Raw genomic sequence first — 10,880 nt, 5'->3', positions numbered from 1 at the left:
GAATGCAAATTTCACTCCGCCGCCTCCGATTGTTCGCCATATTTCAGACCTGCAAGCGCTTCGCGGTGCAACGCTTCGGCGAGAAATGCGAAGAGGATGGTCTTGCTCATTTGAGACGCGACCTGCTCAGTCGCACAGGGCTCAAATTGCGGAACCAGCGCCATTAACGCGTCATTCGAAGCGACGGAACCCGGCAACTCGGTCACGAAAGCGCGGGCATTCTCAAAGTCAGCTCTTACGATGCATCCGGCAAAATTCGCGTGGACAGCATGTATTTGCTCCTGCTCGCTCGGGTTGTTCGAGAGCGGTGTGAAATCGACCGACTCGGGTGCAAAAACCATCCGACGCTCTTCAAAATCCTCGATGAAAAATGCCCGGTGCACCGATGCAACAGCGGTCTGCAAAGGTAAGGTCATCAAGCCACTGCTAAAGCAGCGTCTTTGGATAAAGCTACGCTCGTCTTTCCCGCGAAAAGTCCACATCGAGACTGTCATGAGCGGCCGTACGCGATTTTCATAACGGTCGGCGATGCATTCACCGTATTCAAAAACAGTGCGAAGGGCATTGTCTTCATCGCTCAAACGCTTGTTGTCATTGTGCGAAGCGGCCTTCCTTCTATTGATCGCTTCGAGCGAGTTGCTTGGCCTTTCATGCATTTGGGCAGAGAGATCCGCCGATGCTCCGGGCACAAGAAGCATTAGGAGCGAAAACACCGAACATAGAAGGAGCGAGAAAGGACGCATCACTCCGCCGCCTCCGCGAACTGGGCGTTGTGCTCTTCGATCCGGCGTTCCAGCTCGGGGCGGAAGTGCTTGATCAGGCCTTGAATCGGCCATGCGGCCGCATCGCCGAGTGCACAGATGGTGTGGCCTTCCACCTGCTTGGTCACCTGATGCAGCATATCGATTTCCTCGATCGCGGCATCGCCGGTGCGCAGGCGCTCCATCATGCGCCACATCCAGCCCGTGCCTTCGCGGCAGGGGGTGCATTGGCCGCAGCTTTCGTGCTTGTAGAAATAGCTGATGCGGCTGATCGCGCGGACGATATCGGTGGACTTGTCCATCACGATGACCGCCGCCGTGCCGAGGCCGGAGCCGACGTCTTTCAGCCCGTCAAAATCCATCGGAGCGCTGCGGATCTGGTCGGCGGGGACCAGCGGAACGGACGAGCCGCCGGGGATCACCGCCAGCAGATTGTCCCACCCGCCAGTGATACCGCCGCAATGCCGCTCGATCAGCTCCTCGAACGGGATGCTCATCTCTTCTTCGACCACGCAGGGCTTTTCCACGTGCCCGCTGATCTGGAAAAGCTTGGTGCCCGCATTGCCCTCGCGCCCGAAGCCGGCGAACCAGCTTGCGCCGCGCCGCAGAATCGTGGGGACGACTGCGATGCTCTCGACATTGTTGACCGTAGTCGGGCAACCATAAAGCCCCGCGCCCGCCGGGAATGGCGGCTTCAGGCGCGGCTGGCCCTTCTTACCTTCAAGGCTTTCGATCATCGCGGTTTCTTCGCCGCAAATATACGCGCCCGCACCGCGGTGCATGAACACGTCGAAGTCATAGCCAGAGCCGCTGGCGTTCTTACCGATCAGCTTCGCATCATACGCCTCGTCAATCGCCGCCTGCAGCGTTTCCGCCTCGCGGATATATTCGCCGCGAATGTAGATATAGGCCGCACGCGCCCGCATCGCGAAGCCAGCGACCAGCGCGCCTTCGATCAGCTTGTGCGGATCGTGGCGGATGATCTCGCGGTCCTTGCACGAACCCGGTTCGGATTCGTCGGCATTGATGACCAGGAAAGACGGGCGACCATCCTTCGATTCCTTGGGCATGAACGACCATTTGAGGCCGGTGGGGAAGCCTGCCCCGCCCCGCCCGCGCAGGCCAGATGCCTTCATCTCGTCGATGATCGCATCGTTGCCGCGCGCAATCAGCGCCTTCGTATTGTCCCAGTCACCGCGCTTCTGCGCCGCCTTCAGGCCCCAATCCTGGAACCCGTAGACATTGGTGAAGATACGGTCTTTGTCTTGAAGAGCCATCAGCCAAGCCCTCCCTGTGTGAGGAAATAGAGCGCGCCCACGCCGATGACGGCCATGGCGCCGAATTTGATCATGCCCATCAGCACCTTCCACGCGATAAAGGCGAGGACCAGCGCGACGACGATGGTGATGAGTTCAGGCATTACCACTCACCCCGGTAATCGTGATTGGCATCGACCATTTCTTTCAGAGTGGTCGGTCCGCCGCTGGGTTCGCTGGTCTTGCGGCCCGGCTCCTGCGTGCCTTCCTTGGGTGTCTCGCCAGCGGCCAGCGCGTCCAGCACGGCGTCGAGACGGTCCACCGTCAGGTCTTCATAATTGCCGTCATTGATCTGGACCATCGGCGCGGTCGCGCAATTGCCCATGCATTCCACTTCGGTGAGGGTCCATAGGCCGTCTTCGGAGACCTTGCCCTTGGCCATTCCGCGCTTCTTGCAGGCGGCGATGATATCGTCGCTGCCGCGCAGCATACAGGGCGTGGTGCCGCACACTTGAACGTGGAATCTGCCCACTGGCTGGAGGTTGTACATGAAATAGAACGTTGCAACCTCGACCACGCGGATTACCGGCATATCGAGATATTCGGCGATGTATTCCATCACCGGCAGAGGCAGCCAGCCCTGCGTATCCGTCTCCTCGCCCACCTGACGCTGCGCCAGATCGAGCAGCGGCATTACCGCCGATTTCTGGCGGCCTTCAGGGTATTTGGCGATATGCTGGTCTGCCTTCGCCTTGTTCTCGGGCGTAAAGGCCCACGCGCTGTATTGCGCGCGCAGTTCGGGCGTATCGGGGGCAAGGCGGCGATCAGCCATGGGTCAATCTCGTTTGCAGATAGCGGCCCACATACAGGCCGATGACAGCAGCGGCGGCTGTCGAAAGGATGTCTTTCAGCGAAGACTCGCCGTGAAACGCCAGCAGATACGCCGCGACTGCCGAAGCAAACGCAGCGAATGCGGCGATGAAGATGAAGAGTTCGCGGAGGATCATGCCTTTACTGCCCTCCTCGCCAATACCCATCGCGCGAAGAAGATACCAAAGAACGACCCCGCAGCCATTACGGCGGAACCGATTTGTGGCGTCAGGATAGCCATAAGGAAAAGCGGTAATGCAGAGAGCACAGTCATTCGGAACGCCCAAACGGACGCCTGTTCTTCGGTCTTGAAAGACTCAAGCACGAGGCGAAAAACCACCGCAATGAGCGGCATCATCGCAACGCATCCGGCAAAAAGCAGAACGGGACCCACCCAACTCACCGGTCACACTCCCCGAACACCACGTCGATGGCGCCCAGAATGGCGGTCGCGTCGGGCAGCATGTGGCCTTTGCACATGAAGTCCATGGCTTGCAGGTGCGAAAACGCGGTCGGACGGATTTTGCAGCGGTAGGGTTTGTTCGACCCGTCGCTGACCAGATAAACGCCGAACTCGCCCTTAGGGCTTTCGGTGGCGACATACACTTCGCCGGCGGGGACGTGGAAGCCCTCGGTGTACAGTTTGAAGTGGTGGATCAGCGCTTCCATCGATTGCTTCATCTCGCCGCGCTTGGGCGGGGAGACTTTGCCATCGGTGCTGGCAATCGGGCCTTCGGGCATTTCAGCAAGGCACTGTTTGATGATGCGGGCCGACTGCTTGATCTCGTTCACGCGGACCATGAACCGGTCGTAGCAATCCGAATTGGTTCCGGTCGGGATGTCGAAATCCATCCGGTCATACACGTCGTAAGGCTGCGATTTGCGCAGGTCCCACGGGATACCGGCAGCGCGGATCATCGGGCCGGAGAAGCCCCAGGCCAGCGCGTCTTCCTTGCTCACGATGGCAATATCGACATTGCGCTGTTTGAAGATGCGGTTGTCGATCACCAGGCTCATCGCGTCGTCGAACAGGCCGGGCAGGCGGTGCTCCACCCACTCGCCGATATCGACCAGCAGTTTCTCCGGCACATCCTGATGGACACCGCCGGGGCGGAACCATGCAGAGTGCATCCGCGCACCGCTCGCCCGCTCGAAGAAATTCATGCAATCTTCGCGCAGATCCATGATCCACAGGTTCGGCGTAAACGCGCCGACATCCAGCACATGGGCACCCATGTTGAGGAAGTGGTTGGAAATCCGCGTCAGTTCGGCAAACAGCACCCGCAGATACTGCGCCCGCTCCGGCACTTCGATGTTCAGCAGCTTCTCGATCGCGAGGACGTAGCTGTGTTCCTGACACAGCGGCGAACAGTAATCGAGGCGGTCGAAATACGGCAGTGCCTGCAGGTAGGTCTTGTGCTCGATCAGCTTCTCGGTGCCGCGATGCAGCAGGCCGACATGCGGATCGACGCGCTCGATGATCTCGCCGTCCAGCTCCATGACCATGCGCAGCACGCCATGGGCCGCCGGGTGCTGGGGCCCGAAATTGATCGTGTAGTTGGAGATGACTTCATCGCCGGTGGTGGGCGATTCTTCGAGTTGGACGCTCATTTCGCGTCTCCTGCATCTTTCTTGGGAGCACCCTTGGCGCTCACCGTTTTCTCGGCCTTTTCCTCGGCCTTCTTGCCGGCGCCAGTGTCCTTGGGGCCGTCCGTGGTCTGGGGCTTATCGACTGGCGGAGTGTCCGCCTTCTCGTCGCCCGGCAGGACGTAATCCGCGCCTTCCCATGGCGACATGAAATCGAAGCTGCGCAGGTCCTGCGCCAGTTGCACCGGTTCGTAAACTACGCGCTTCTCGTCTTCGGAATAGCGCAGTTCGGTGTAGCCGGTCAGCGGGAAATCCTTGCGGAAGGGATGCCCTTCAAAGCCGTAATCGGTCAGGATGCGGCGCAGATCGGTGTTGCCATCAAACAGCACTCCGAACAGATCGAACACTTCGCGCTCCAGCCATCCGGCATTGGGCCAGATATGCGTGACGCTGGGCACCGGAGTCGCCTCGTCGGTCGTGGTCTTGATCATGATCCGGTGGTTCTTCGTCACCGAAAGCAGCATGTAGACGACTTCAAACCGCTCGTCCCGGCCCGGAAAATCGACCCCGGCAATTTCCATCAGCTGCTGATAGGCGTGATCATCGCGCAGCGTCTTGAGCACCTCGGCCACGCTTTCGCGCTTCACCGTCAGAATGATCTCGCCATGCTCTTCGCGCGCAGCCGTGACATGCGCGCCCAGAGCCGCAGTCAGCGTATCCTGCACACCTTCATTTGAGGCGAATTTCGGGGCGGAATGGAGAACCGTTGCCATCGCGCCTACCTCTCGATCGTCCCGGTGCGGCGGATTTTGCGCTGCAACTGCATTACGCCGTAGAGCAACGCCTCGGCAGTGGGCGGGCACCCGGGCACGTAGATATCGACCGGCACAATCCGGTCGCATCCGCGCACCACGGAATAGCTGTAATGGTAATAGCCACCGCCATTTGCGCAGCTGCCCATCGAAATCACATATTTCGGCTCCGACATCTGATCGTACACCTTGCGCAGCGCAGGGGCCATTTTGTTGCACAGGGTGCCGGCTACGATCATCAGGTCCGACTGGCGCGGTGAAGCGCGCGGGGCGGCGCCGAAACGCTCCATGTCATAGCGCGGCATGTTGGCGTGGATCATCTCCACCGCGCAGCATGCGAGGCCAAAAGTCATCCACCACAGGCTGCCCGTGCGTGCCCACTGGAACACGTCTTCGGTGCTTGTGACCAGAAAACCCTTGTCATTCACTTCGGTCTGAAGCGCGTTGAAATACTCCGCGTCGGGCTGGCGCACCTCGCCCGGCTGCGCGGTGGGCTGAAGCACGGCGTCGCGTCCGGCGGATGTCAGGATGGTTTGTTCGCTCATAATGCTATTCCCGGTCCCTATTCCCAATCCAGCGCGCCCATCTTCCACTCATAGGCAAAGCCCACGGCGAGGATGAACAGGAAGATCATCATGGATATCCATCCGGTCCATTCCGTCGCGCCCAGGCTGACTGCCCAGGGGAACAGGAAGGCTGCCTCCAGATCGAAGATGATGAACAGGATGGCGACGAGGTAAAACCGCACGTCGAACTGGCTGCGCGGTTCCTCGAAAGCGGGGAAGCCGCACTCATACTCGCTCAGCTTTTCGGCGTTGGGCGCGTGCGCCCCGGTCAGGAAGGAAACCCCCATCGGCAGAAACACGAAAGCGACCGACAAAATGGCCGCCACTGCGATGAACAACAGGATGGGCAGATATTGAGACAGATCGACCAAAACTAAGGCTCGCTTACAATCGGATTCGCCCACCGGTAAGGGTGTGACGAAGCGCCACGAAAAGATATACGCGCGCCCTAGTCCCCTGCCCCATGGGGTGCAAGGGGGCGAAGGCCCGTATCACACGCCAAACCGTGCAAAATACGCACGTGCTGTTGAGCGGGAGCGCACCAGCGGAAGCCTCCCCGGATCGCCGGAGAGGCTTGCCGGGCTTACGCCTTCTTCATTTCGCGTGCGATGGTCTTGCGCGCAGCCTCGCCATAGGGCGGACGCAGGCCAGCCAGCTTGGCGATATCGATCTTCGGCTGGGTGTAGACCGCGCGGGCATGGCTGAATTCCTTGAAGCCTTCCGGCCCGTGATACGAACCCATACCAGACGGGCCGACGCCGCCAAACGGCAGGTCCTCGACCGAGACATGGAAAATCACATCATTGATCGTGACGCCGCCGGAAATCGTGCGGGTTAGCACTTCCTCCTGCTCGCCCTTATCATTGCCGAAATAATAGAGGCCCAGCGGACGGTCGCGGCCATTGATATAGTCGATGGCATCGCCGGTCTGCTTGTAGGTTTTGACCGGCAGTACGGGGCCAAATATTTCCTCCTGCATCGCCTGCATGTCGTCCGTCACATTGCGCAGGATCGTCAGCGGCATTTTGCGAGCGTTGGTGTTCGAGAAATCCTCGTCACTGGGATTGACCTCGATCACCTCCGCACCCTTGTCGCGGGCATCTTCGACCATGGATTGCAAGCGGTCGAAATGCTTGTCGGTTACGACAGAGGCGTAATCGTCATTGTCGAGCAGTGTCGGGTACATATTGTGCACGCCCAGCTGGACAGCAGCGATGGCGCTTTCCTCGCGCTCTTCCGGCACGATCATGTAATCGGGAGCAAGGCAAATCTGCCCGGCATTCATCATCTTGCCCATGGCGATGCGCTCACCGGCCTTCTCGTAGTCAGCACTGCGGCCCATGACGACGGGGCTTTTCCCGCCCAGTTCCAGCGTGACAGGAACAAGGTTCTTGGCCGCCGCTTCCATCACGTGCCGGCCCGTCTGTGTCGAGCCGGTGAAAACAAGATGATCGAAGGGCAGCGAGGAGAATGCCTGCGCTACGTCGGGGCCGCCGGTTACGACAGCGGCTTCGCTTTCGTCGAAATACTTCTCGATCAGCTCCTTCGTCAGCTCGCTGGTCGCCTCGGTAAATTCGCTCGGCTTGATCATGCAGCGATTGCCGGCCGAGAAAATCTGCATCATCGGGGTGAGCGACAATTGCACCGGGAAATTCCACGGGCTGAGGACACCGATCACGCCCTTGGGCTCATAGCGCAGCTCTGCCTTTGCGCCGAGCAGGCCCAGCGGGAATCGCGGCGAGCGCTTCTGCGTCTTCGACCAGTGATCCATATTCTTCAGGCAATATTTGCCGAAGCCGATGGTGCTGGTGATGTCGGTGACCATGGTGGCTTCAAAACTGCGATTGCCGAAATCGGCGCTCATCGCGCGGGCCAGCGCTTCGCCGTGATCGACCAGCAGAGCGATGGCGCGTTTGATCCGGTCCTTGCGCACGTCCATCGCCTCGGGACGAGCCGCCGTGAAGGCATCGCGCTGCACCTTCAAAATCCGTTCCAGTTCGCCCTTGTTGCCGTCACCCATTGTTCTCTCCATTTGATTATCTTGCACCGCAGCATTAGCAGCTTCGGTCACACAACGCACTGCAAGACGTTCCGCTCCTGAAAGGCAAGAATTACCGATGGCCCATTTCTCCCAAAACGATCCGATTGTCATCCTCTCCTACGCCCGCACCCCGATGGGCGGGATGCAGGGCGCGCTGGCCGATGTGTCCGCAACCGATCTGGGGGCCACGGCTGTAAAGGCTGCGGTGGAGCGGTCCGGCGTGGCGGGCGACAAGTTCGATCGCGGCTATATGGGCTGCGTTTTGCCTGCTGGTCTGGGTCAGGCCCCCGCGCGTCAGGCGCTGGTCAAGGCCGGCCTGCCCAAATCGGTGCAGGCCACCACAGTCAACAAGGTCTGCGGCAGCGGCATGCAGACCGTCATCATGGGCGCAGAAGCACTGGCCAGCGGCACGGTGGACTACGTGGTCGCGGGCGGGATGGAGAGTATGACCAATGCGCCCTACCTGCTGAAAAAGCACCGCAGCGGCGCGCGGCTGGGCCATGACACCACCTATGACCATATGTTCCTAGACGGGCTTGAAGATGCCTATGAAGCTGGCCGCGCCATGGGCACGTTCGCGCAGGATACGGCCAATGACTACCAGATGACGCGCGAAGAAATGGACGACTATTCCATCGAGAGCCTGCGCCGCGCCAATGCCGCCATCGAAAGCGGCGCGTTCGAGGGCGAGGTGGTGCCGGTCACTTTCTCGACCCGCAAAGGCGAAGTGACGGTGGAGCATGACGAGCAGCCGGGCCGTGGCCGTCCGGACAAGATCCCGACGCTGCGCCCGGCCTTTGCCAAGGACGGCACGATTACCGCCGCAACCTCAAGCTCCATTTCCGATGGCGCGGCAGCGGTTGTTCTGAGCCGCGAAAGCAGCGCGAAAGTGAACGGCCAGACGCCCGTGGCCAAAATCGTCGCCATGGCTGCTCATGCTCAGGAACCGAGCGAATTCACCATCGCCCCCATCGGCGCCATCAACAAGGTTCTGGAGCGCGCCGGGTGGAGCGCTGACGAGGTGGAGCTGTGGGAAGTCAACGAAGCCTTCGCCTGCGTTGCCATGTTCGCGATGCGCGACATCGACATCCCGCATGACAAGATCAACGTGAACGGCGGCGGCACCGCTCTGGGCCATCCGATCGGCGCCAGCGGAACGCGCATTATAGTAACTCTGCTCAATGCTCTGAAGACCCAAGGGAAGACCAAGGGTGTGGCTAGCCTGTGCATCGGCGGCGGTGAAGCTACGGCAGTGGCGGTGGAGCTGGTCTAAGAGACCGGATAACGGGGGCTCGGCTAACTTAAGGCTCGCCAGCCCCCCACAGCCGGTCCTGCACGACATACCCCGAGCGCCCATTGACGGAAAATTCGCACCAGCCTGCCTCGCATTCGCCGAGCAAGCCGGTCACGCCCGGCTCTAGGTTCCAGCGCAGCGCAGCATTGTCTGCCGGGCTTTCGCGCATCGGCACCAGACCTTCGCCAATCACCAGTGCGCCCGGCCGTTTGTCGCGGATCAGCGCGGCTGACACCCAGCCCTCTTCCCCGTCCGGATCGCGCACGAAGCGCCAGCCTTCCTGCACCCGCAGAACCTTCAGCGGCAGATCCTCGCGCTCATAGACCCACTCGATCTTATAATCGCGCCCCGGCCCGACGCGCATATTCAGCTCGGTCGTGTCGATGCTCGCCCAATAGGGCGTGTCGCGGTTCTGCGCGAGCGAAGGCGCAGCGAAAAGGGAGGCGGCCGAAGCCAGGCTCAGGACAATACGGGCAGTGCGATTCATAACAGGGTTAACAATACGCGCAGGCGGGTTGGACCTTCAAGCCGGAACACGCGAACTGTCCTGTAATGGAGCCGTTCGGCGCTTGACCGCCGATGACGCATTCGCCAATCGTTACGCGATATGAACGGGTCTAATTCTTCTCCGCCCCCGGCCGGTGACGCGCCGGGGCGCCGTGTCAGTGGCACACCGCGCGTCGTCGTCACCCGGCATTTGCTGCCCAGCATCGAGGCGCGGATGAAAGAGCTGTTCGATGCGCAGCTCAATCCCGACGACCGCGCCCTGTCCCGCGAAGCCCTGCAGGCCGCGATGAATGACTGCGATGTGCTGGTGCCGACCGTCACCGACACCATAGATGCAGAGCTGATCGCAAACGCAGGCGAGCGGCTGAAACTCATCGCCAGCTTTGGCGCGGGCACGGATCATATCGATCTGGCTGCGGCAGCTAAGCGCGGGATCATGGTCACCAATACGCCCGGTGTCTTCACCGACGATACCGCCGATCTGACTATGTCGATGATCATCGGCGTGCCGCGCCGTATCCGCGAAGGAACCGCGCTTGTGCGCCGGAACCAATGGACCGGCTGGGCGCCCTCGGCGCTGCTGGGGCGGCAATTGGGCGGCAAGATTCTCGGCATTGTCGGGATGGGCCGCATCGGACAGGCCGTCGCCCACCGCGCCCGCGCCTTCGGGCTGGAAATCCACTACCACAATCGCAAGCCCCTGCCCCGCGCGGTGGAGAGCATGTTCGGCGCGACCTATGTGGAAAAACTGGACGATCTGCTGGCCGGATCGGACATCGTCACCCTGCACTGCCCTGCCTCGCCCGAAACACGCGGACTGATCGACGCGCAGCGGATATCGGCGATGAAGCCCGGATCGGCGCTGGTGAACACGGCACGCGGCGATTTGGTGGATTACGAAGCGCTGGTGACGGCGCTGCACGAGGGGCATTTGTCGGGCGCAGGGCTTGATGTGTTCCCGGAAGAACCCGCCATCGATCCCCGCCTGCTGAAGCATCCCAACGTCATCGCCCTGCCCCATATCGGCAGCGCGACAATCGAAGGGCGCGAGGCTTCGGGCGAGAAAGTGATCGCCAATATCCGGTTCTGGGCCGACGGGCACCGCCCGCCCGATCAGGTGCTCGACGCGCTGGTTTAGGCTCCGCCGGTAAAGCCGGTCTTGCACAGGGTGAAGGCTGCACCGGCT

13 protein-coding genes are annotated in these 10,880 nt (G+C 60.9%); 2 read left to right on the top strand and 11 right to left on the bottom strand.

Annotation, left to right across the window (positions count from 1 at the left end):
* Positions 1-11 precede the first annotated feature (11 nt).
* The 10 genes from ACFCW2_RS11885 to ACFCW2_RS11840 all read right to left on the bottom strand — a co-directional run bounded on the left by ACFCW2_RS11885 (position 12) and on the right by ACFCW2_RS11840 (position 7,872).
* On the bottom strand, positions 12-746 hold the full coding sequence (locus ACFCW2_RS11885; protein ID WP_379546640.1) for a hypothetical protein: 735 nt from the start codon (positions 744-746) through the stop codon (positions 12-14).
* Positions 743-2,038: an NADH-quinone oxidoreductase subunit NuoF gene (nuoF, locus tag ACFCW2_RS11880; RefSeq protein WP_379546639.1), complete on the bottom strand. Its 1,296-nt coding sequence runs from the start codon at positions 2,036-2,038 to the stop codon at positions 743-745. The genes ACFCW2_RS11885 and nuoF overlap by 4 nt, the downstream gene beginning before the upstream one ends.
* Positions 2,038-2,181, bottom strand: a complete 144-nt coding sequence (locus ACFCW2_RS11875) for a hypothetical protein (RefSeq protein ID WP_379546638.1) — start codon at positions 2,179-2,181, stop codon at positions 2,038-2,040. Before ACFCW2_RS11875 ends, nuoF begins: the two co-directional genes overlap by 1 nt.
* A complete protein-coding gene (gene nuoE / locus ACFCW2_RS11870; protein ID WP_379546637.1) occupies positions 2,181-2,849 on the bottom strand; it encodes an NADH-quinone oxidoreductase subunit NuoE in 669 nt (222 codons plus the stop codon). The genes ACFCW2_RS11875 and nuoE overlap by 1 nt, the downstream gene beginning before the upstream one ends.
* The gene (locus tag ACFCW2_RS11865) at positions 2,842-3,024 is read right to left on the bottom strand and encodes a hypothetical protein (protein WP_379546635.1); all 183 of its coding nucleotides are present in this window, start codon (positions 3,022-3,024) and stop codon (positions 2,842-2,844) included. Before ACFCW2_RS11865 ends, nuoE begins: the two co-directional genes overlap by 8 nt.
* Positions 3,025-3,286: 262 nt before the next feature.
* On the bottom strand, positions 3,287-4,498 hold the full coding sequence (locus tag ACFCW2_RS11860; RefSeq protein WP_379546633.1) for an NADH-quinone oxidoreductase subunit D: 1,212 nt from the start codon (positions 4,496-4,498) through the stop codon (positions 3,287-3,289).
* Entirely contained in the window at positions 4,495-5,247 is a 753-nt protein-coding gene (locus ACFCW2_RS11855; protein WP_379546632.1) for an NADH-quinone oxidoreductase subunit C, read from the bottom strand. Before ACFCW2_RS11855 ends, ACFCW2_RS11860 begins: the two co-directional genes overlap by 4 nt.
* A 5-nt stretch (positions 5,248-5,252) precedes the next feature.
* Entirely contained in the window at positions 5,253-5,831 is a 579-nt protein-coding gene (locus ACFCW2_RS11850) for a NuoB/complex I 20 kDa subunit family protein (RefSeq protein ID WP_379546631.1), read from the bottom strand.
* A gap of 17 nt (positions 5,832-5,848) precedes the next feature.
* Complete coding sequence (gene ndhC, locus ACFCW2_RS11845; protein ID WP_379546629.1) at positions 5,849-6,223, bottom strand: NADH-quinone oxidoreductase subunit A; 375 nt, start codon at positions 6,221-6,223, stop codon at positions 5,849-5,851.
* Between the two features lie 212 nt (positions 6,224-6,435).
* Positions 6,436-7,872 carry a coniferyl aldehyde dehydrogenase gene (locus tag ACFCW2_RS11840; RefSeq protein ID WP_379546628.1) on the bottom strand — a complete coding sequence of 479 codons (1,437 nt, stop codon included), beginning with the start codon at positions 7,870-7,872 and terminating at the stop codon, positions 6,436-6,438.
* Positions 7,873-7,969: 97 nt separating this feature from the next.
* Between ACFCW2_RS11840 and ACFCW2_RS11835 the strand changes: the two genes are divergently transcribed.
* The gene (locus tag ACFCW2_RS11835; RefSeq protein WP_379546627.1) at positions 7,970-9,166 is read left to right on the top strand and encodes an acetyl-CoA C-acyltransferase; all 1,197 of its coding nucleotides are present in this window, start codon (positions 7,970-7,972) and stop codon (positions 9,164-9,166) included.
* Positions 9,167-9,194: 28 nt separating this feature from the next.
* Here ACFCW2_RS11835 and ACFCW2_RS11830 read toward each other — a convergent pair whose 3' ends face one another.
* Positions 9,195-9,674 carry an SH3 domain-containing protein gene (locus tag ACFCW2_RS11830; RefSeq protein WP_379546626.1) on the bottom strand — a complete coding sequence of 160 codons (480 nt, stop codon included), beginning with the start codon at positions 9,672-9,674 and terminating at the stop codon, positions 9,195-9,197.
* A 120-nt stretch (positions 9,675-9,794) separates the two neighbouring features.
* Here ACFCW2_RS11830 and ACFCW2_RS11825 point away from each other — a divergent pair, with 120 nt between their 5' ends.
* Positions 9,795-10,832 carry a 2-hydroxyacid dehydrogenase gene (locus ACFCW2_RS11825; protein WP_379546624.1) on the top strand — a complete coding sequence of 346 codons (1,038 nt, stop codon included), beginning with the start codon at positions 9,795-9,797 and terminating at the stop codon, positions 10,830-10,832.
* Positions 10,833-10,880 lie beyond the last annotated feature (48 nt).

It is taken from the genome of Qipengyuania algicola (genome assembly GCF_042492175.1).
Taxonomy (GTDB): domain Bacteria; phylum Pseudomonadota; class Alphaproteobacteria; order Sphingomonadales; family Sphingomonadaceae; genus CAJXSN01.
The sequence above is the reverse complement of the archived record's forward strand: the minus strand, read 5'-3'. Positions and strand labels throughout refer to the sequence as shown.